Raw genomic sequence first — 19,735 nt, forward strand, 5'->3', positions numbered from 1 at the left:
ATTCGACTTTGGGCTATCTGTCGCCCGCTGCCTACGAGGAGAAACCGACAGTGAAAGAACCTATCTGCCTGTCCGAAATAACTTGACCACCACAGATGACGTCCAGAAGCTGGACACCATCGATTCGCTCGGTCGTACGCAACACACCAACCACGTCAACGAATCGGGGCTCTACGCACTGATTTTCGGCAGCACAAAGCCTGAGGCGAAGCGATTCAAACGTTGGGTCGTGGGGGAGGTCTTGCCGTCGATCCGGAAGACCGGCGCGTACGGCGTGGCCGCTATCGACTTGAACAACGCGGCCAGCCTGCGCACAGCCTTGCTGGAGTACACCGAAAAGGTGCTCGTGCTCGAACAGGCTGTCGAGCAGCAGAAGCCCGCTGTTCAGTTCGTGGAGCGCTACGTGGACGCGTCGGGATCGAAGGGATTCCGCGACGTGTGCAAGCTGCTGCACGCAAAGGAGCCTGAATTCCGTGCTTTCCTGATCGAGCGCAACATCATGTTCCGCCGCGATAACCGCTTGGTGCCCTACGCAAGCCATATCGACGCGGGCCGTTTGGAGGTCAAGGCGGGCGTGAGCAACGACGGCAGCGGCTACGCTTACACTCAGGCGCGATTCACGTCGAAGGGCATCCAGTGGATCGCGGGGCTCTGGGTTGAGTATGGCGGTTACGCCCACTCGTCGGAGGTCGCATGAACGAAGCCAGCACAGTAGCCTACGCGCTCGACAAGATGGCGGGCGAACGGAAAAGGGCTTGCGCCAACCCAGCCATGGCGTATACTTTTCGCCAGGTGCTTGAAAACACCATACGTAGCGGTTCTCCCGTGCCCGAAAGCGCGGTTTTTTTGCGTCCAGATTTCCCCTCAATGGGTGGGGTGCGCTTGTCCGTAAGGCTGGCGGCGCGGCTACGTACGCGTTTTCAACACCCCGCCCACCCCCATTGCTTGAAAACAGTGGCGGTGGCTTTTCAGTCTCACGTAGGAGCATCCGCTATGGCGACCATCGCCCATAGTGCGCGTTCGCGCACATCCATATCTACCGAGTCCACCTCTATCCAATTCATCGCTGCCGACGCCCTGCGAGCCGCCGCGCTCGCACCGACCTATCAGGATGCGCTCGATGTGGCTGGTGACGCGCTGCGCCGCGTAGTCGAAATCGCCCGCACCGAGGTCAGCAATGCGTGATTCGCTGGTTTTACAACTCGACGCGAACGATCTGCCCCCTTACGTCGTGAGTTTGCTGGAGCACACACACTCCGTCGCTCGCGGCACTGAGGCAGTGATACGCGCCGCGCGCGTGGCGGCGGTTCAGTGTGAGCTTGGTGAGCCCGCTAACGTTGCGAGTGGTGACGTAGACCATTTGCTGGCCCTCGCGCAATCGGCCGCCGCGCTTCTCGGCGACCGGCTCGAATCGATCGCCGAGCACGATTACACGCATGAACACTCTGAGTCTCGGCGTATCTGTAGTGCTGAGCAGTCCTCAAGAGGTGATGCATGACTGCGCAGATCGATGAAGGCCGCATCGAGGGGGCGCTTGCCTGCATTCCCGCCAATCTGCCGCGCGAAGAGTGGGTGAAGGTCGCTGCATCGCTTTACGACGCCCTTGGCGAGGACGGATTCGATCTGTTCGCCGAATGGAGCAAGGGCGATACGAGCTACCGGGAGGCTGAGGCGCGCAGCACATGGAAATCTGCGCAGAAGATGCATGCGGTTCATGCCGCGTCCCTGTTCTACATCGCGCACCAGTACGGCTTCGATACGCGCGGCACAAGCGCAGTCACGACCGATCCTCATCGGCTTGCACGCCGCCTCGCCGAGCGCGAGCAGCGCGCCGCGAAGGATGCGCAGAAGCGCGAGACGCGCGCTCTCGCGGCGGCGGGGCTTGCCGAAACCGTGTGGCGCGCGGCATCACCTACCAGCGCGGACCATCCGTACTTGGCGCGCAAGGGCGTCCGGCCCTCGGACACGCTGCGCGAGATCGACGCGCGCAAGCTGGCTGCGCTGATCAGGTATCAGCCGAAGCGCGGCGGTGATCTGCTGACCGGGCGCATCCTGATTGCGCTCGTAGAGGTGAGCGGCAAGCGGTCCACGCTCGAAATGATTGACGACAACGGGCGGAAGTCCGCCCTTGCTGGCGGCGCGAAGGCTGGCGGCTATTGGGCCGCGCAGGAGATGCCAGACGCCCCCGGCGTAGTGCTGGTCGCCGAGGGCATCGCAACCGCCCTATCCGCTACGCAATGCACGGGTTATCCGGCCACTGCATCACTCTCAGTGGGCCAGATGGAAGCGGCGGTGAAGGCAATGCGTGAGCGTTACCCAGACGCCAGGCTGGTGGTGCTCGCCGACCTCGACAAGGAGAGCGGAGAGCCGCACGAAACCGCCGTGCAGGCCGCGCGGGCGCTTGGTGTGCGGCTGGCCGTACCTGCCTTCGATGCGGACCGCCAGTCGAATCAAACCGATTTCAACGACATGCACGTAGCGCGCGGCGCGGACGCTGTAAAGGAGGCAATAGAGGCGACGCTGGCGGATGGGTCGGGGCAGACCACCGATGCGGTGACGCACCCAGCCAGCAATGACACTCTGGCGAGCGGGGCGAAGGATTCGCACTACGCGGTCATCAACGGCGGACTGTGTTTCATAGATACCCGGATCGACAAGGAAACCGGCGAAGTCACGTACACCGCGCCCGTGTGGCTGTGCGATGAAATGGCGGTGCTGGGTAGCGGTCGCGATGATGCCGGGCGGCAATACCGCTTGCTGGAATGGCGACGGCAGGGCAACGGTGAGCCCATCCGGCTGGCAATGCCGAGCGCGGACATTGGCGAGCGCGAAGGCTGGGCGGCTATGCGCAATCGCGGGTTGGCCGTCGCGACCCAGCCTGCCGCCCGCCACAGGCTCGCGTACTACCTGCAAAAAGAAGGAGGCACGGTCTGGCACGAGATCGTCACGATGGCAGGATGGCAACACGGAGCCTATGTGCTGCCGAACGGCGACCTGATTGGCACGCCGACGCGCCAGATTTTCTACAACGGCGGCACTCCGAAGGAATCGGCCTATACGCCTGCCGGTTCGCTTCAGACGTGGCGCAACACCGTGGGGACGATGGCTCGCGAAAACCCGCTTGTTGCGGCTGCAATTGCCTGCTCGTTCGCGGGGCCGTTGCTCTCGCTAATCGGCGCGCGCGACGGCATCGGGCTTCACCTTCACGCGCGCACATCTAGCGGCAAGAGCACGGCAGGCGATTGTGCTGCCAGCGTGTGGGGCTGCCCCACCGACGTGATGCATACGTGGGATGGAACGTCCATCGGCCTCGCCAAGACAGCGGAATACGCCAATGACGGCCTGCTGTATCTGGACGAGATCGGAGCGGGTGATGCCCGCAAGATGGGTCAACAGATTTACCAGATGTTAAACGGGGTCTCGCGGCTTCAGGGCACGAAGGATGGCGGTGTGGTGGCGTCGCGCTCATGGCGGCTAACGATGGTCTCGACCGGCGAAGTCGGCATGGCGCAATACCTGTCCGAAGGCGGTCAGACGCCACGCGGCGGACAGGAAATCCGCTTGCTCGACGTGCCCGCCGATTTGGGCGCATATCGCGCCTTCGATTGCATCCATGGTCGGAAGGATGGCGACGCCTTCTCAACCGAGCTAACCGAAGCCGCGCGGGGCAACTACGGCACGGCTGGCCCTGCTTTTATCGAATGGTTGTCCGCCCATCAAGGTGAGGTTCGGACATGGGTGAGCGCCACTCAACGGGAAATGCTGGACGCCATTGATGCGGAGCACGCTGATGCGGCACCTGCGGCCCGGCGCGCGACACGCAAATGGGGCGTGCTGGTGGCCGCAGCCGAGATGGCATCGGAGAGCGGATTGACCGGCTGGACGCGGGACGAGGCGCGCACATGGGTGATGTCCGCTTGGGCGCGCTGGCTCGAATCGTTCGGCACTGCCGACCGGGACAACGAAAGGTTGCTGGATCAGGTAGACGGCATCCTGCGAGCCAATGAGCACGGGAGATTCGTGTTGCTTCCGATCGATCCAGCCAGCGAGCCGAATGTTCACGACATTCTCGGATATCGACGGTACGTGGATGGCGATCCAGTGTTTCTGGTGCTGCCGAGCGCGTTCAAGGACGAGGTAATCAAGGGCTACGAGCTGCGGCATGCCTGTCGGGTGCTTCACGAGGCAGGGATGCTCGACCGTAACGAGAAGCGCGGGCAGTACACGGTGAACGCGGGGAAGCCCGCGGGGATGGTGTACCGGGCGCGCGCGCGCAAGGGCGAGGGGGGGGCGCCATGAAGATCGATCGGGCATATCCGTTCATGCGCTCACCCGCATATCACAAAGGAAGCGCCACCAACACCACTAAACCACCAACAGAACGCTCAAACCCTTATGGAATAAGGTTTTCCTTGTTGGTGGTTGGTTGGTGGCATTGGTGGTACGGGGTGACTACGAGGCGGCAAACGGGACGCGTGTTGGTTGTGCATCCGCACTCCACCAATGTCGCCACCAACATCAGAACCCCGGCCAGCATTGGGTTTGCGGGCCGAGTTGGTGGTTTGGTGTCGTTGGTTGCGAATTCTGTACGTATACGCGATTTCGCAGATCTGGAACGGGGAAAACGATGCGCGCTGATCTGATAAGACAGGCTGAACTGCTTGCTGACTCTCTTCGGCGGGCTGGGGAGCCAGAGGCGGAAGTGCGCCGCCGAGTACAGCGCGCACTTGAGAGCGCGTGCAGTCGCGAGGCGAATCGGAGGCCGGAACGCGAAGCGGCCAACCGGTTCGATGGATGCCGCTCGGTAACAGCGGTCGCCGCGTCGATCGGAATGAAGAGCGCGGCCTTGTTCGAATGGCTTGAGCGCCAAAGCTGGGTGGTTCGCGGCGCGAACGGCAAACGGCAACCGACGCCGTGGGCCATCTCGCAGGGCTTCGCGGTGTCGCGTGGCGCAGCGGCGATTCGATATGTGCAGCTTACCCCCCACGGGCACGCTGAACTAGCGCGGCGTCTGGTCGAAAGCGTGGACGGCGAACCTATCGGCTGATGCGCTGGCGAGAATTTTGTTTCGCACACGCGCGCGCGAATGACCGGACCAATTTCGCGGCGCGTTTCCCGCCGCTAGGGACGGCGCGCGACGGCACTTGCGTCACCGCTTGCCGCATTGGCTGGCGATAGACGCTTCTATCCGCGTCACGAATCGCATATGGAAATGTCTATTAAAAACAATGCCTTGCGAATTTTCATTTGCTTCTTTAACCTACCGCCTTTCTGTTTCGGTATGTCAAATGGCTAGCAAGCGAAAGAAAAAAGGCAAAGACTCGGTTGGCTCGCAGGACAGCGTCGGCCCGGAGGCGCTACCCTTGTTCCCAACTCTGGGCGAGTCGGCACCCATGCCGAAAAACGAACATATAACAAATGGACCGGCCGCTTCAAAAGCCAGTCCGGACGTGGAGCGGACCGCATCGGATGACCCACCATGGGCGAACGCGAATCCCAAAATTAAAGCACCTTTCTCGACGGGGATTCCAGAAGAACTCGATCTCAAGATGGAGTGGCTATGCGACAACCGACCCAAAACGTCGAAACAGAGACTAGTGCAAGAGGCGATACGCATTTATATCAATGCACTAATCGCGAAGTACTATCCGAGCAATGATGAGTAGAGGTTCTTATGCGCGACCACAGTAAACGTTCGCCGAGGTGTCCGCGGGATGTCGTTCCACGAAAGGCCCATCGATTGCGAACGCCTTGGATGCGACGGATCCGCCCGCGTATTCGGCACCTGCCGGTTGTGCCGCCGTCAAACCGTCGTGTACCGACGGACGCCGATATCGTGAATGCATTTCGTGCCATCGGGCCGGGCTGGTTGGCCCGTATGAATGACGCCCTGAGAGCTTACATGAGGGAGCATCCCTTATGAGAAAGCCCGCGACGCGTCCAGCGCAAATTCGTTACTTTGTTGCGATCGACAAACAGCGGGGTACGTCTTACCGCGTAACTGTGCCTGATTGCCCCGGTTGCCACTCAGCAGGCGACACAAGCCCCCAAGCACGCGCCAACACTTTAAAAGCGATTGAAGGGTGGATTGAGAGCGGCGGCATCCTCCGCGCACTTTCGCGACTAAGCGCGCTGAGCTCGAACGTCGACTATGCTGGCCCGATCTGGAAAGCGCTAGCGGTCGATTTGCGTCTGATTGAACGTGCCCGCCCACGCTTTGTCGAGGAGTGCCGCCGTCAGTCGCTGATGACGCGCGACGATCCGCACGAGAAGGAAATCATGGATATCTTCGAAAGCCTGCGTGACGAAGGTGACATGAAGTAAGGTGTGACCCGCTTCTGACCGGTCCTTCGTGCCCGCGACCACATGTGATGTGCTACGACGCGTGGCCGTACCAAGCGTCGTTCAGCCCGCCGACGATCACGTCTGCGACCTCGCGTCTCCCTCTCAGCCACTCACTCACGATCTCTCTATGTCGTTCGGTGGCGGAACTGCGTTTAGCTGCTGAGGTAATGTAGCCGCTGAAGCGGGCATTGACCCCTCCGCCGAATGCCAAGCCGTTCGCCTCGATGCACTCCTCAATGAGCGCATCGATGAAGGCATCGCACTGCTGGTCGTCGAGCGGCGCGCGAATCGCCGCCGACACTTCGAATCCGAGTTCTTGGAACTCCCCGATGCGAAGCTTCTTTCGTTGACGCCGATTATGGCTTTTTGACATCTGCTTCCCCATTCCAGAGAGGGCTGAGCGCGAGGCGGTTACCGCCGCCGACCTGAGGCTTCAGCGGCATCCTTGCCGCGAACGTCCGCAAGCCACAAGTCAATGGCATCTGCCGACGGGGCTACCGGCTCTCCCGGTGGACTTTAGCATTAGAGCATACGGTAATTTTCTTACGCCTACGTGCGCGCGCACGCGCGTGGATATTCGAATGCATCACCCATAGCAAGAGTGCGGGACTAGCGAGACTTGCACAACGTGCGCGACTGGCGCGATTGGAAAACGAAAATCGGCCCGCTCGTAAAGCTCGTTCAGCATAGAAGCCTTTCCACATCGAGGCTTCTATGCTTCTTAACCGAAAGGCGCGCGCTGCCTCAAAAGCGCATCACCAACCGCGCAACGAACACAACGCTTCGCCCGCAGCGCGTGAAAAGGTCATCGCGGCGAGTGTTAGTTCGCCAGCCTTGGAATTTCAAGACGCCGCCCGCTTGGAGGCGTTCAGCCAACGTGCCCGCGTTGACGCCGCTGCATTCGATAACGCCCTGCGGATGGCTGCGAATGACCGTAGCATTGGCGGAATTCTTGAGCGCATTCAGGCCGAACGCGTTGCGTTGCTTGGGGAACTCGGTCCCGAGGGCGAAATCGAGTCTGCCGCGAGGCGTTCTGTAGCTGAAGGCCTGAGCGTCCGGGAGGCACTCGAAGCTCGCGCCCGCGAGCTGCGTGCGACCCGGGAACAACTCGTCGCGGATCGGCGGGAGAAGCGCGTCGACGCTGCCCGCCTCTCGGCGAATGCTGGCCCGGCAATTCGTCGTGCCGTCGAGCAGATGTGGCACGCTCAGACGGAGGCTCGCAGGTTTGAGGAGCTCATCGCCGCGTTTCCCGGCGCTAGGCTGGCGTGGGTCGAGCGACTTCGCGACGCGGGTCTCAGTGAGGACGAAATCGCCCGGCTTGACGTACGCCCGACCGATGCCGACCGCGCGGAATGGGTTGTCGCACTCGAAGCGAGCCGCGAGCAGGAGCGTCAGCTTTCCGCGCTCCTGCGGTGCGGAGCAGCGGCATTTATTGCCAACCCTGTAAGTGCAGGCGCGTGATGTCGATCTTCGACTCCATCGCCTCCAGTCTGACCAGTTCATTGGGTGGCGGCTATCCGTTCACCCGCGCTGCGCAGAAACGGCAACAGCTTATCGGCACGCGTGTGCTGAAATCGGACTGGACCGGCCTGAATACGGTCCTGCTCGCGAAGTTCTATCCCCTCAAGCGCACGTCAAACGGATGGACGCAGAGCGCGGACCTGCGGAACATTTCGTCGACCGACAATTTCACGGTCGACGACGGCTATGAAGTCTGGTGCCCGATCACAGATGGGCAAAGCGAAATGTCGCTGAACTGGCATTCGCCGTTTGAGGGCGCAGGGGTGGAATCGAAAGCGCCAACTATCTCGACAATGCTGCAATCGGGCACGCTGTCTCCGTTCGTGCAGGCGGCGGGCGAGAAAACCGGTGCGACTTCTGCTGCTGATTCGATCAGCGCTGCACTCGCGTCGGCAGAAGGTCGCGCAGGCATCACCAAGCTGAACTCGACGCAGGTCTTTCAGGGCATGCCACCAATCAAGCTCTCGATGACGCTGCATTTTCGCGCGCTGATTGACCCGGTGACAGAGGTCAAAGCGCCTATCTCGATGCTCAAGCAATGGGCAGTGCCGCAATACCTCGCCGCGGATGGCGTCACGGCGAACGCTGTTGAGAACGGCTCTAAAGGAAACATCGTCGAAACGGTGTTCCCCTCCATGGCACCACAAATCATCGGCCTGCGCTATGGCGACATGACTTATGAACCGCTGGTCATCGAATCCATCTCCGATCCCATTACCGGGCCGCGCAGCAGTGACGGCGTGCTGATTTCGTGCAGCGTGAATGTGACGGTCGCTACCCTGACCGCGATCGACCGCCGCGACATTCAAAGGATTTATGCATGATTAACCGGATGACCCCCAAAAAGTGGCGCGAGGTCCGTGAGCTATACATCACCGGCCTTTCTGCAAAGGCTTTGGCCAAGCGGTTTCCGGTTGCGGCGGCGACCATTCATCGGCGGAGCAGCCGCGAGCGCTGGCGTGAAGCGGCGCTCGCGGCCGAACAACCGACTGCGAGCGAGGGGCGATTTCATGAGTGAGATCAAACGCAACGTGCGCAAGGCGCATCCGGTACGCCATACGCGCGATCAGGAAGAGACCATTCGTGTCAACTTGATCCGGGCGCGCATCACGGCTGGCCTTACCGCCGTGCAGGCTGCGGAGGCGATGGGCTATGCGAACTCGACGCAGTTAAGTTTAATCGAGACCCGAAAGCGCCCAGTCCCGGACGGTACGGTGTTTTTAACCAGCGCGGCGCGCGCCTATGGCGTTTCGGTTGACTACTTGATCGGCCTTTCGCCGCTCATGGAGCCGGATGGGAAAGTGCTGCGCGAGCGCGCTGTTCTTCGCGAAATGGCATCGGTGGCGCATGGCATTGCGGCAACGTTGGCGGACGCAATGATGCGGCACGCGGACCGCTCATATCCGCTAGCGCGAGAGTATGAGAACCTGCTTGCCAAGGTCGAACGCGCCGATGCCGCGCTAACCGTCATGCGTGAGCGTTTTGGATTCGATGATGTGCAGGGCGGTGCGCCGCTGCTTCGCGCAATGGAGGAAATGGCTGTCGCTGCCGAACCGCTGCGTGCCAAACTGCGCCAGTTCTGTACGATTGAGTCGGCGCTTGCCGACCTTAAGACTGGCCGCGCCGTCGTGCCAGAGCATCTGGAAGCTCTTTCCGATGAACAGCCGCCTTACGAAATACGCCCTGATGCGCCTATCAAGCAGCAGCGCGACGAGGCGAAGCGTGCGCTCCACCGAAAGCCGCGCAAATGATATCCGGAGGGCCTTGGGGTGGCCCCATGAGTCAGACCTTGCCGCACGACCATCGCGGCTTTCTGATTGCCGACAAGCCGCTCGGTCCGGGCCACGTTGTAACGAGCCTAGAAGCATTAGAAGCGACACGGGCGCAGTTCTCGCGCTGCTGCAAAAAGGACCCATGGCAGTGCCGTTGCGCCGTCCGACGGAACGCAATCCCGACGCAGACGCGAGCGGCCCGCAGGCGGCCTTGCGCAATCGCCGACTGGCAGAGATCACGGCGGATGGCATATCGGCCTCGTCCTATGAAACCGACACCTGACGCGGCATACTTGAGAAAAACACACTACGGGGAACAATATGCTGAAAATTTTCGCGATTGGCTCACTGCTCGCCGCTGTCGCATCGCCCGCACTCGCCGATCAGAAGAACCTCGACAGGGCAGTAAAAGATGCGATTGCGACCTACCGGAAGGGCGGAAGCGATGCGCTCGTGTCGAGCGCAAAAATCTGTAGTTCTGGTGTCGATGGCGTCAATGGAACCCTGGATGCGTCTCCTGCCGATAAGGCTGAATACTGCTTCGCATTTGAGGTCGCATCCGCGACGATCATCAACAGGAAACCGGGTGCCGTACCGCCGACGGACGCGAACTATTTCCGGTCGGACAACGTTGTAGTGCGTGCGACACTCAACCTCGAACGAGCGAGAGTATTCAACCTGCCGGAGCAGGTCAATCCGTATATGGTGCCGCGTGTCAATTATGTGGCTGACGAGACTGTAACGCGTCTTGGTAATACGAAGAAATCGGTGGGGCAAGACGTATCGGCTGGCGTACTGTCGCCAGCAAGCCCTAAGCTACATTCGACCGTCGAGCCGGTAGCCGCAGAAGCTATTTCGAGCGACGGTCCTGCCGTGAAACGCTGCGGCTGGATTTCAAACGCGATGCCGTCCAGTTTGGGATGAACGGATCGTGATGGTACCTGGATGGTCGCGAGTATTTCCGAGGAGGCGGAGGGCATTGAGCACATGCCGAATACCGACAGGGGTGACTCTTGCGGGTGCCTCACCGTTGAGACAAACCGCCGAAGCATGAGAGTCACGAAGGTGCTAAGTGGGAACTTGATTCCCGTCGCAAGATGCCAAGCCGATAAGAGTATTAAAAGCCTGTCCGCAGATTAAGCTGGACCTACGCATCCATCCGGGTATGGATCAGCCTCTGTACCAGGCAATATGAAGAGCCCGGCTTTGTGTGTCAGGTGCCGGGAACCCCGCGCCAGATCAACCCGATCCGCAACGCTCTCGCCGAGGCCGGCATTCACGAACAACGAACTGGCGATTCAGCCGGCGACCGTTGTCGACCCCGCGCAGTCATTCGCGCCCTCGCGATAGAAACGTCCGTTCTCCACGGTTGAACGGACAATCTGCCTTTACTGGCGTCGACTCGTCGTCGCTTGTGAGCTAGTTCAGCGGCGCTTTGCCGCAATCCTGGCCGTTGCGATCGCGCTCAAGTAAGAGCGCCGGAGTCGACACCCACAAATGACCTCTATCTAAGCCCAGTCGGCTACCTTGGAAGCGTCCTATATTCCAGCAAATTAGGTCAGATCTAGCCCTTCGTCCTGCTCCCCGCGTATCTCCAGGGGCGCATTAGTCGGCTTGCCCACCGGCTCAAACGAAACTCGATTTTGGGAAAGCACTTCCCGGCGCGCAATACGCGGGATCCACCGCCCTTGACCGCAACGGACGGACCTCATTTACATACTACGTTTCCCACCGACGACAGCCAAAGTTTCTCCAAGAGAGGAGGCTCGGCCGGAAGCTGTTGTTCCTCTCTAATTGTCCAAATCGAAACCTCTGAGTTTTTTCCGAAAACATCCAAAAGCCGATCAATCCGCGGAATTACATGCTCAGCTTGCTTGGCATTTCCAGACACCACCAGCTGAAAATCCTTCCGATGTGCCTTGCTTTCCAAGGATTCTAATATCTGTCGATTGACCTTCCCCTTTTCGCTTGCAGCTTTCCATTTCTTTGTAGGCATTACCGAAACCGCCCCTCGATGTGAGACAAGAGGAAAGCCAGCTTGAGACGAGTACCACATGTAGTCGGCACTCGGGCCGAAAAAGCCACGAAACCAAGATAAATCGTTTGCAACACCCCCGCCTTTCTGACGGAAAAACAGAGCATCTTCGTCACCAAGGACACCAGAAAGCGTGGCAACGGCTGCTTCGTCCACCGAGTCGACGAAGATTAGGTTTTCGATCTCCAGCTCGGACAGTAACGGAAGCGAATTTAGGGTAATTCCTCGCGACGTCGCGCAGATTGGCGATACAAAACCGTGATAGGTAACAGTTTCCTGCTTGGCCAACTTTACACACAGCCTCTGAAAATCCAGCACAGTCTTGCATTCTCTTGCTTCGACAGCGAGCAGTTGAAAATAGTGAAGAATAATATCCTTGCCGAGGTAATCATCGACGCCCATTTTGTCGAAAGCAATGGCACTTCTCTGCAGGTTGATGGGACATATTCCTGCGGGATCAAAAATCGCCATCGAGGGGCGCTTAACAATGTACCGCGGGCCGAATTTTTTACTCTCATCCGCAATATCTACGTACCAGTTCTTGTCGGTGCCTATTTTCTCGACTCGAATGCCATTAACCGTAACTTCCGAGGTTGAAATTCGGCTATCAATCGACGGATCGTCCTGTTTGAATGTGTACTTCCACAATATGGCTGAGTACGGGGCCGGCACGGGCAGCGCATGCCAGTCTCCAATAGGTCCGTCGAAAGATGGGACTACCGCTTTTGACGATGACACATATTCTGCTTTTACTCGCTGTTTTTTTCGGTAGTGGTGATCTTCGTCACTGTCGAATCCGCTCCATACGTACTTCACTCGCGGATGAGCCTGCGCGAACCAATCGACCGCAGACCAATCGTTTAGATTGATCACTTCTTCAGTACGTAACTCCTGAACCATGCTCTCTGGCACGTACGGTCGAAGTGCATCGAAAACACGGCGATCGGTCACCAAGATTCGTATGCTTGTCCCATGCGGCAACGAGCAACGCCTGAGTTCAACAATTGGCTCGTCCATGCGCGCATTAAACTCCAGGCCTTCGCCGTCTTGTCGATCGATATGCCGCGTTTCAACTTTGATTTCATCGCCGAGAAGAAACGCAGCCAACGCTCCGACGCCAAACCTTCCCCCGCGGTGGACGCGTGAGCGCCCGCTTTCGTCCATATGCTGCCGCTTCCAAACATCGCTGTTCCGAAAGGAAGCACCTGCAACAAGGAAGTATTTTGTGACCGTCTCTAGCGTCATGCCAACGCCTCGGTCGCTCACTGTGATCCAACCAGTACCGTCGTCGGATTCTTGAAAGTCGACCAGAACTTCATAGTCGCTCGTAGTTTGCAAGTTTCTCGACTCCTTCTCCGAGAGATCAGCGAGTTCTCTGCATGCGTCGACGGCGTTCTGAACCAACTCGCGAATTCCCACCGTGGAGGAGTAGTCGTAGAGAGGACCAACCAAAAGCTTCAATAGATCCGGCCCTGATGCTTCAAAGCCGGCTTTAATCGGAATGTACGACACTGTCTTGGCGAACTGATCGTGCTTGTCCAGATTTGACCGGATGCGCCGCCAACTCAGGCCTAAGGCACTCAGATTTCCGCGGCGTCCGTAAACTTCGCCGATCGTTGCCCATGACTCGTCGAGCTCTCTTTGAATGTCCTTGAAAAGGGCGGCCAACTTAAGATAGGTTCGCACATCAGTCGGTGCTGCATGTACATGCAGAACCTCGGGGTCGGCGTGCATCGCAGAAACGTCGCGTACCGCGAAATGGTTTCGCCACTCTTGGCGAGATACTGGACTCCTGAGTTCTTTAACACTCAATAAGCTCTTTAACGCACGCTCACTCTGAACCTGAACATAATCGGCGATTCTAAGAACTGCCATTAAATACGGAGTCTTAATCTTTCGAAATTCAGGGACGAGGCTGTATCGCCCTTCAATATACGGAAAAGTCGATCTGATCGACATTCCGTGACTACGAGCAATTAAACCTGCAAGATCTCTCATTTCTGAGTCAAGGCCTACCAATTCGAGTGGTGCGCCGCTTTGCCTCGGGACACCTTGCAACGCAATCTCGTGAGCAAGCCTTGCATGGTGTCGACGAACAAATTCTCCAACCAATAGACAATCGCGTTCGGATAAGTCATCGATCCGAAACTCGGCTAAATTGAGCGGATCAGCATCGCCAAAAATGGCGACGAGTTTTTCTTGCCCAAACCGGCCCGCTTCAGCGAGAAAATCATTCCAGATCTGCTGCCAAGGTCTATCTTGCAGGCCCGATATTAGCGCCGGCTCCGTCCGAGCCACGAGCGCGCGAAAACCATCCTGTGTCAAGTGCATACCACAATCATGAAGTAGTATCGACATACAAAGGACGGCGACATCCTCCGGGCTGAGTAGATCGCGGCTTTGATCAGATACAAGAGACGCGGCAGTCTCTAGCACATCCCTGATGTGACGTGGACTGTGATCAGTGAAGCCTGGGAAGAAAGGCATTCCGCTCTGCTCTAGCCAAGGTTCAAATAGCCCGAGATTCTTATGTACCGCCGCATGAAGCTCGGGCGATTTACCGAGAGTATCTTCAAACAAAACGGGTAACGGAATCATTTTTTATTTTTACCTGGTAGAAGCCCGCAACATATGCAAGGCGTTCCTCGATCGAAATGCGCCGTTTCGGGCAAGCCGATCAAGCCGTTAGAATTCTATGGCCGAGATAAGGGATGAATGCGCCTAGTAAACGCCGGGAAACAAATGATCTTACATTATAGCGTGGCACGGCGTCCTACCGGATCGTTACGATGTGCAAGATCACAGGTTTCGATAAACCTAATTTGGAAGAGATTGCCATTCGTTGGTTGAGCTATTCCGGCACTACGATCGCAACTCAACGCAAGTGATGGCCGACAAGTGCGCGTCGCATCCAGCGGATACCGGGGTGGACCAGCCGTCCGAGTGACCACTGCATGGCTCAGGCGAGCGGCAGAAACTGGCCGTACCCCGCTCGATGTCCCGGGCTCGTAACTCGGAGACCGCGCATCGAGCGTCGGACCGTAACCGACCAGCACATTATCGAAAAGCGGACGTCCATTGGCTAGCTGTTTCCAAAAAACTATGCGGTTTGCTCGGCTCAGCGGGAACCGCGGATAAACGGGCTCTTAGGTGAACCCAGTTGAATGAAGCTGGTTCGAGCGGTCGTTTTGAGGCTTGCCTTTCTCGGGGATCGGCTCACCACTCGGCGAAAGAAAGCCACCCTTCAGCACAATTTGTGTTTCAGTGGAAGGAGCAAGGGATGCCCAGAGTGCAAGGTTGCTGACATGTTTGCATGGCGAAGTCAGATTGAGCTGCCAGCGATAGACGCGTAAGACACGGTCCACTCGACGTCGCTGGCGAAACCAACTGCCTTGGTGAATCCATACCTTTGCCTGGGGTTGTGACAGCGAAGTCGCTACGGGATTCTTTAAGGCTTTGGAAAGCAGCTCACTGTTTCTGGCGAGCACGAGGACTCGCTCGGACAAAGCCTCGACGGCGTTACGGTTTGCATTTTCGCCTAGCGCAGGCGCTACATAGAATTGCGCACGATAGCCACTCGATGAGTTGTGAAACTGGTCTACAGCCTCTGGGCAGGTGCGAATTGTGACAACGGCGCGCTTTTCGGGCTCGCCGTTCTCCATTGGCTTGTACCTGATGCTAACAATCTCCAGCGACCCGAGAACGTCCGACAATATCCGATCGAACCCGCGACCATCCAGGAGTGCGATCCTCCGGGACGATCCGATCGACGCATCGATCGTCCATTCATCTTCGGGCACGACCTGCCAATTTGGTGAATTTCTGGATCTCATAGCGACACGCGCAAAACCGAATGCCTTTAGAAGGCCCGATACGGTTGATTGTTGACGATCTAGAGCACTGGGTTGGCTGTCCCATTTTTGGCCGACGCCGTCCACCGACGAGGTGTGCATAAGACCCAAAACGGGCCATCTCGATTCATTTCCCTACGATTTTGCGTGTCGAGACGGGCGACGCGCGCGCCTCAAATTGGTAGCTGGATGGGTAGCTGGAGATGATGGATTCGAATGTATTGAAAATAAGTTGTTGATTTGTAATTGTGTTTATCTTCACATCAACACGATATCGTACTGCTCCTGGCTCAAATTCGACTCCACCTGCAACGACACCGGCTTGCCGATGAAATCCATCAGCATCGCCAGATGCTGCGACTCTTCCTCAAGAAACAGATCGATCACCTGCTGCGACGCCACCACGCGGAACTCGCGCGGATTGAACTGCCGCGACTCGCGCAGAATCTCGCGCAGCACGTCATAACATACCGTACGCGGCGTCTTGACCTGCCCCTTGCCCAGGCACACCGGGCAAGGCTCGCACAACACATGCGCCAACGACTCGCGCGTGCGCTTGCGCGTCATCTCCACGAGTCCAAGCTGCGAGAAACCATTGACGGTCACGCGCGTGCGATCGCGCGACAGCGCCTTCTTCAACTCGCCGAGCACCTGATCGCGATGCTCGACATTCTCCATATCGATGAAGTCGATGATGATCACGCCGCCCAGATTGCGCAGCCGCAATTGCCGCGCGATCGTGTGCGCGGCTTCGAGGTTGGTCTTGAAGATCGTATCGTCGAAGTTGCGCGCGCCAACGTAGCCGCCGGTGTTCACGTCGATCGTCGTCATCGCCTCGGTCTGGTCGATCACCAGATACCCGCCCGACTTCAGATCCACGCGACGCGACAATGCGCGCTGAATCTCCGCCTCGATGTTGTACAGATCGAAGAGCGGCCGCTCGCCGGTGTAGTGATGCAGCTTCGACGACACCGCCGGCGTGAACTCGGCCGCGAAGTCGGCGAGCATCTGATAGGTCTCGCGCGAGTCGACCTGGATGCGCGAGGTTTCGTCATTCACGAAATCGCGCAGCACACGTTGCGAGAGATTCAGGTCCTGATACAGCAGGCTGGTAGGCGGCATGCGCTGACCTTGCGAGATGATCGTCGCCCATGTCTTGCGCAGATACGCGACGTCTCCGGCCAACTCTTCGCTGGTCGCATCTTCAGCGATGGTGCGTACGATGTAGCCGCCTTTTTCATCGGCGGGCAGCACGGCGGTCAAACGCGCACGCACGGCTTCGCGTTCGGCTTCGCTTTCGATCTTCTGCGAGATGCCGATGTGCGGCTCCTGTGGCAGATACACGAGCGTGCGCCCGGCGATACTCACTTGCGTGGACAGCCTTGCGCCCTTGGTGCCGATCGGATCCTTCACGACCTGCACCATCAGCGTCTGACCTTCGAAGACGATCTTCTCGATCGGCTGATGCGGCGTCTGATGCTGCGGTTCGCCCGCAATGCGCGGATGCCAGATATCCGCTACGTGCAGGAATGCGGCGCGTTCCAGGCCGATGTCGATGAAGGCGGATTGCATGCCCGGCAACACGCGGACGACTTTGCCGAGATAGACATTGCCGACGCGTCCCCGCGACAGCGTTCGTTCGACGTGAAGTTCCTGGACGGCGCCTTGCTGGACGAGCGCGACGCGCGTTTCCTGCGGCGTGACATTGATCAGGATTTCTTCATTCATGATGTTATTTTAGAAGTCGATGCGCGCTGCGCGCAGAAGGGCAGCGGTTTCAAAAAGCGGCAAACCCATGATACCTGAATAGGACCCGTCGATATGCTCGATAAACTCCGCGGCGCGTCCCTGCACACCATATGCACCCGCCTTGCCGAGCGGTTCGCCGCTTGCAGCGTAGCGGCGCACGGCGTCCGCTTGCAGTGCAGCAAAACGCACCTTCGATACCGATAGCGCAGCGGGCAGCAGCGTGCCTTCCGGGTCGACCACCACGACGGCCGTCAGCACTTCGTGATCGCGGCCCGCGAGGCGCGTGAGCATCGCGACGGCATCGTCGGCGTCGACGGGCTTGCCGAGGATCGCATCGTCGATCGTGACGGTTGTGTCGGCAACCAGGATCGGCCGTGCGGCATGCCCACCTGCCACGAGACGCGCGCGCGCAGCGTGCGCCTTGGCGATGCACACGCGCTGCACGTAGTCGCGCGCGCGCTCGCCGGGCAACTCGGCTTCGAGCGCTTCGGCATCTTCATCGGGACGCGGCAGGAGCAATTCGAAACGCACGCCGAGTTGTTGCAACAGTTCTTGACGGCGTGGACTCTGGGAAGCGAGGTAGACGAACGGATGCAGCGAAGCGGCGGGCGTTGGCATGAACAGGTCTCGATGAGGCAGGTGGCGGCAATGCGCAACGAGACCCAAAACACGCGATCTGTTCGCAGCCTCGTCCGCTCACGCGCGGTGATAGGGGTGATTTTGCGTGATGGTCCACGCGCGGTAAAGCTGTTCGGCGAGCAGCACGCGGACCATGGCATGCGGCAGCGTCAGGCTGGAAACACGCAACAACATATCGGCGCGCGCTTTCAGATCGGGATCGAGCCCGTCGGCGCCGCCAATCAGAAACGCCACGTCGCGGCCGTCCTGCTGCCAGCCGGGCAGGGCGCCGGCGAGCTGCATCGTGGTCCAATCCTTGCCGCGTTCATCGAGCGCGACAATGCGCGCGTTCTTCGGCAACGCGGCTTCGATTTTCTGCCGCTCGGCCGCCATCACGCTTTCGGCCGGCCGCCCCGACGAACGCTGCTCGGGCTTGATTTCGCGCAACTCGATGCGCAGCTCGGGCGGCATGCGTTTCGCGTACTCGTCGAAGCCGGTGGCGATCCAGTCAGGCATCTTGTGGCCGACGGCGAGGATGTGCAGTTTCATCAAGAGTGGTATCGCGGATCTAAGCGCGGGCGATGCGTTGCAGACGTAAGCGGTTTGCCGGCCAGGTGTTTACTTGCGGCGTGCCGGCGTCTTGCGTGCCGGCTTTTTGGCAGCCGGCGCTTCGTCTTCTTCGTCCTCGTCGTCGGGTTCGCTCGAGCGCGCGCCGCCGAACGGATCCGGCGTCGAGAGCTTGATGCGCACCGGCTTGTCGCCCCAGATTTCTTCGAGGTTGTAGTACTGGCGCAGCGCCGGTTGCAGGATGTGCACGATCGCGTCGCCGCAATCGACCAGCACCCATTCGCCGATGTCCTCGCCTTCGGTGCTGATGATGTCGCCGCCGTTTTCCTTGACGCTCTCGCGCACGCTCGAAGCGAGCGCCTTGGTCTGGCGGTTCGAGGTGCCGGAGGCGACGATCACGCGATCGAACAGCGCGGTCAGGTGGCTGGTGTTGAACACCTTGATGTCTTGCGCTTTGACGTCTTCGAGGGCGTCGACGATCACGCGTTGCAGTTTGCGAATATCCATGGGGTTACCGGTGGTACAGATGATGTTGAAGAATATAGTCCCACACCGCAGTGGGGACATGGCTTGCGGCCCGGGCCTGGCTCTTGTCTTGCTGTTCGCCGCCCGCGAGGGCAAGCCGTTGGGTCACCTGTTCGCGCAGATGCGCGCGAATGTCGGTGGCCGCGACGTTGAACGCAAGCGTCGTGTCGATCAGCAAGTGGCCGCAGGGCGTAGCTTGCAGAACGTCGGCGCGGGCACGGCGCGCGTCGATTTCTTTCGCGACCACGGGCGGAATCGACGCAAGGTCGAAACCGGGGCGCGTGGCCGCGCAGATGTGAGCGAAGTCGAACAGGCGCCGCCAGTCGCGCCATGTGTCGAGATGCACCAGTTGATCCGCGCCGATCAGAAGCGCAATCGACGCATCCTGACCTTCGCGTTCTCGCCACACCTGCAGCGTGTTGACGGTGTAGGTCGGACCCTCGTGCTCGATTTCGTCGGTCGCCACCCGCACGGTTACGCCCGGCAGCACCAACGCGCCGGCGGCGGCGCGGGTCATGGCCAACCGGTGTTCAGCGGCTGACACGTCCGTTTTCTGCCATGGCTGGCCGGCTGGCAGCAGCACCAGTTCGGTCAGGTTCAGCACCTCGGCGAAACGCCGCGCGAGCGCGAGGTGGCCGTTGTGGATCGGATCGAAAGTGCCGCCGAGCAGTCCGATTCGGCGAGGCAGGGCGACAGGATGAGCGTTCGGCTTCAGGTGAAGATCCTTTGTCGTGGTCACGTGCAGTGTGGTG

At 59.3% G+C, this 19,735-nt stretch carries 22 protein-coding genes and 1 pseudogene; 13 read left to right on the top strand and 10 right to left on the bottom strand.

Annotated elements, in window-relative coordinates; translation table 11 throughout:
* Both P3T22_RS29235 and P3T22_RS29240 read left to right on the top strand, forming a co-directional pair.
* Positions 1–697 (top strand): phage antirepressor KilAC domain-containing protein (locus P3T22_RS29235; protein WP_429326845.1); only part of this gene is annotated, 697 nt, incomplete at its 5' end.
* The gene (locus P3T22_RS29240; protein WP_429326846.1) at positions 694–1,185 is read left to right on the top strand and encodes a hypothetical protein; all 492 of its coding nucleotides are present in this window, start codon (positions 694–696) and stop codon (positions 1,183–1,185) included. The genes P3T22_RS29235 and P3T22_RS29240, both read left to right, overlap by 4 nt.
* A gap of 10 nt (positions 1,186–1,195) precedes the next feature.
* Here the strand turns inward: P3T22_RS29240 and P3T22_RS29245 are convergent, their stop codons facing one another.
* On the bottom strand, positions 1,196–1,444 hold the full coding sequence (locus P3T22_RS29245; RefSeq protein ID WP_429326847.1) for a hypothetical protein: 249 nt from the start codon (positions 1,442–1,444) through the stop codon (positions 1,196–1,198).
* Between the two features lie 50 nt (positions 1,445–1,494).
* Here P3T22_RS29245 and P3T22_RS29250 point away from each other — a divergent pair, with 50 nt between their 5' ends.
* From P3T22_RS29250 to P3T22_RS29275, 6 genes are all read left to right on the top strand, one after another.
* Positions 1,495–4,299: a DUF927 domain-containing protein gene (locus tag P3T22_RS29250; RefSeq protein WP_429326848.1), complete on the top strand. Its 2,805-nt coding sequence runs from the start codon at positions 1,495–1,497 to the stop codon at positions 4,297–4,299.
* Complete coding sequence (locus P3T22_RS29255; RefSeq protein ID WP_429326849.1) at positions 4,296–4,643, top strand: hypothetical protein; 348 nt, start codon at positions 4,296–4,298, stop codon at positions 4,641–4,643. Before P3T22_RS29250 ends, P3T22_RS29255 begins: the two co-directional genes overlap by 4 nt.
* Before the next feature lie 188 nt (positions 4,644–4,831).
* Positions 4,832–5,047 (top strand): hypothetical protein, encoded by a 216-nt coding sequence (locus tag P3T22_RS29260; RefSeq protein ID WP_429326850.1) that lies wholly within the window; start codon positions 4,832–4,834, stop codon positions 5,045–5,047.
* Positions 5,048–5,288: 241 nt separating this feature from the next.
* Positions 5,289–5,666 (top strand): hypothetical protein, encoded by a 378-nt coding sequence (locus P3T22_RS29265; RefSeq protein WP_429326851.1) that lies wholly within the window; start codon positions 5,289–5,291, stop codon positions 5,664–5,666.
* Between the two features lie 89 nt (positions 5,667–5,755).
* The gene (locus P3T22_RS29270; protein ID WP_429326852.1) at positions 5,756–5,923 is read left to right on the top strand and encodes a BrnA antitoxin family protein; all 168 of its coding nucleotides are present in this window, start codon (positions 5,756–5,758) and stop codon (positions 5,921–5,923) included.
* Positions 5,920–6,324, top strand: a complete 405-nt coding sequence (locus P3T22_RS29275; RefSeq protein ID WP_429326853.1) for an antitoxin MazE-like protein — start codon at positions 5,920–5,922, stop codon at positions 6,322–6,324. Before P3T22_RS29270 ends, P3T22_RS29275 begins: the two co-directional genes overlap by 4 nt.
* Before the next feature lie 52 nt (positions 6,325–6,376).
* Here P3T22_RS29275 and P3T22_RS29280 read toward each other — a convergent pair whose 3' ends face one another.
* Positions 6,377–6,718: a YggL family protein gene (locus P3T22_RS29280; protein WP_429326854.1), complete on the bottom strand. Its 342-nt coding sequence runs from the start codon at positions 6,716–6,718 to the stop codon at positions 6,377–6,379.
* Between the two features lie 371 nt (positions 6,719–7,089).
* Positions 7,090–7,548, bottom strand: a complete 459-nt coding sequence (locus P3T22_RS29285) for a hypothetical protein (RefSeq protein WP_429326855.1) — start codon at positions 7,546–7,548, stop codon at positions 7,090–7,092.
* Between the two features lie 209 nt (positions 7,549–7,757).
* Between P3T22_RS29285 and P3T22_RS29290 the strand changes: the two genes are divergently transcribed.
* From P3T22_RS29290 to P3T22_RS29310, 5 genes and pseudogenes are all read left to right on the top strand, one after another.
* Positions 7,758–8,690 (top strand): hypothetical protein, encoded by a 933-nt coding sequence (locus tag P3T22_RS29290; RefSeq protein ID WP_429326856.1) that lies wholly within the window; start codon positions 7,758–7,760, stop codon positions 8,688–8,690.
* Positions 8,687–8,884 carry a hypothetical protein gene (locus tag P3T22_RS29295; protein WP_429326857.1) on the top strand — a complete coding sequence of 66 codons (198 nt, stop codon included), beginning with the start codon at positions 8,687–8,689 and terminating at the stop codon, positions 8,882–8,884. The genes P3T22_RS29290 and P3T22_RS29295 overlap by 4 nt, the downstream gene beginning before the upstream one ends.
* Positions 8,877–9,617, top strand: coding sequence for a helix-turn-helix domain-containing protein (locus P3T22_RS29300; protein WP_429326858.1), 741 nt, complete (start codon positions 8,877–8,879; stop codon positions 9,615–9,617). Before P3T22_RS29295 ends, P3T22_RS29300 begins: the two co-directional genes overlap by 8 nt.
* 342 nt (positions 9,618–9,959) lie before the next feature.
* Positions 9,960–10,562 (top strand): hypothetical protein, encoded by a 603-nt coding sequence (locus P3T22_RS29305; RefSeq protein ID WP_429326859.1) that lies wholly within the window; start codon positions 9,960–9,962, stop codon positions 10,560–10,562.
* 15 nt (positions 10,563–10,577) lie between these two features.
* Positions 10,578–10,778: pseudogene (locus P3T22_RS29310) on the top strand (DUF4087 domain-containing protein); the annotation flags it as partial.
* A gap of 568 nt (positions 10,779–11,346) precedes the next feature.
* Here the strand turns inward: P3T22_RS29310 and P3T22_RS29315 are convergent.
* From P3T22_RS29315 to P3T22_RS29345, 7 genes are all read right to left on the bottom strand, one after another.
* A complete protein-coding gene (locus P3T22_RS29315; protein WP_429326860.1) occupies positions 11,347–14,271 on the bottom strand; it encodes an HD domain-containing protein in 2,925 nt (974 codons plus the stop codon).
* A 548-nt stretch (positions 14,272–14,819) separates the two neighbouring features.
* Complete coding sequence (locus P3T22_RS29320; RefSeq protein ID WP_429326861.1) at positions 14,820–15,626, bottom strand: hypothetical protein; 807 nt, start codon at positions 15,624–15,626, stop codon at positions 14,820–14,822.
* A 156-nt stretch (positions 15,627–15,782) separates the two neighbouring features.
* Positions 15,783–17,252, bottom strand: coding sequence for a ribonuclease G (gene rng / locus P3T22_RS29325; protein WP_063495250.1), 1,470 nt, complete (start codon positions 17,250–17,252; stop codon positions 15,783–15,785).
* 9 nt (positions 17,253–17,261) lie between these two features.
* Complete coding sequence (locus P3T22_RS29330) at positions 17,262–17,891, bottom strand: Maf family protein (protein ID WP_063495251.1); 630 nt, start codon at positions 17,889–17,891, stop codon at positions 17,262–17,264.
* A gap of 78 nt (positions 17,892–17,969) precedes the next feature.
* Positions 17,970–18,440 carry a 23S rRNA (pseudouridine(1915)-N(3))-methyltransferase RlmH gene (gene rlmH, locus P3T22_RS29335; protein ID WP_063495252.1) on the bottom strand — a complete coding sequence of 157 codons (471 nt, stop codon included), beginning with the start codon at positions 18,438–18,440 and terminating at the stop codon, positions 17,970–17,972.
* Positions 18,441–18,509: 69 nt separating this feature from the next.
* Complete coding sequence (gene rsfS / locus P3T22_RS29340) at positions 18,510–18,965, bottom strand: ribosome silencing factor (RefSeq protein ID WP_063495253.1); 456 nt, start codon at positions 18,963–18,965, stop codon at positions 18,510–18,512.
* Positions 18,966–18,969: 4 nt separating this feature from the next.
* On the bottom strand, positions 18,970–19,722 hold the full coding sequence (locus P3T22_RS29345; RefSeq protein WP_429326862.1) for a nicotinate-nucleotide adenylyltransferase: 753 nt from the start codon (positions 19,720–19,722) through the stop codon (positions 18,970–18,972).
* Between the last annotated feature and the right edge of the window lie 13 nt (positions 19,723–19,735).

Origin of the sequence: Paraburkholderia sp. GAS348, assembly GCF_050434205.1 — a bacterium.
Classification (GTDB): Bacteria; Pseudomonadota; Gammaproteobacteria; order Burkholderiales; family Burkholderiaceae; genus Paraburkholderia.

Coding starts and splice junctions, on each gene's coding strand:
- P3T22_RS29240 (WP_429326846.1), top strand. CDS start 694: ATGAACGAAGCCAGCACAGTAGCCTACGCGCTCGACAAGATGGCGGGC.
- P3T22_RS29250 (WP_429326848.1), top strand. CDS start 1,495: ATGACTGCGCAGATCGATGAAGGCCGCATCGAGGGGGCGCTTGCCTGC.
- P3T22_RS29255 (WP_429326849.1), top strand. CDS start 4,296: ATGAAGATCGATCGGGCATATCCGTTCATGCGCTCACCCGCATATCAC.
- P3T22_RS29260 (WP_429326850.1), top strand. CDS start 4,832: ATGAAGAGCGCGGCCTTGTTCGAATGGCTTGAGCGCCAAAGCTGGGTG.
- P3T22_RS29265 (WP_429326851.1), top strand. CDS start 5,289: ATGGCTAGCAAGCGAAAGAAAAAAGGCAAAGACTCGGTTGGCTCGCAG.
- P3T22_RS29270 (WP_429326852.1), top strand. CDS start 5,756: ATGCGACGGATCCGCCCGCGTATTCGGCACCTGCCGGTTGTGCCGCCG.
- P3T22_RS29275 (WP_429326853.1), top strand. CDS start 5,920: ATGAGAAAGCCCGCGACGCGTCCAGCGCAAATTCGTTACTTTGTTGCG.
- P3T22_RS29280 (WP_429326854.1), bottom strand. CDS start 6,718: ATGTCAAAAAGCCATAATCGGCGTCAACGAAAGAAGCTTCGCATCGGG.
- P3T22_RS29295 (WP_429326857.1), top strand. CDS start 8,687: ATGATTAACCGGATGACCCCCAAAAAGTGGCGCGAGGTCCGTGAGCTA.
- P3T22_RS29300 (WP_429326858.1), top strand. CDS start 8,877: ATGAGTGAGATCAAACGCAACGTGCGCAAGGCGCATCCGGTACGCCAT.
- P3T22_RS29305 (WP_429326859.1), top strand. CDS start 9,960: ATGCTGAAAATTTTCGCGATTGGCTCACTGCTCGCCGCTGTCGCATCG.
- P3T22_RS29315 (WP_429326860.1), bottom strand. CDS start 14,271: ATGATTCCGTTACCCGTTTTGTTTGAAGATACTCTCGGTAAATCGCCC.
- P3T22_RS29320 (WP_429326861.1), bottom strand. CDS start 15,626: ATGCACACCTCGTCGGTGGACGGCGTCGGCCAAAAATGGGACAGCCAA.
- rng (WP_063495250.1), bottom strand. CDS start 17,252: ATGAATGAAGAAATCCTGATCAATGTCACGCCGCAGGAAACGCGCGTC.
- P3T22_RS29330 (WP_063495251.1), bottom strand. CDS start 17,891: ATGCCAACGCCCGCCGCTTCGCTGCATCCGTTCGTCTACCTCGCTTCC.
- rlmH (WP_063495252.1), bottom strand. CDS start 18,440: ATGAAACTGCACATCCTCGCCGTCGGCCACAAGATGCCTGACTGGATC.
- rsfS (WP_063495253.1), bottom strand. CDS start 18,965: ATGGATATTCGCAAACTGCAACGCGTGATCGTCGACGCCCTCGAAGAC.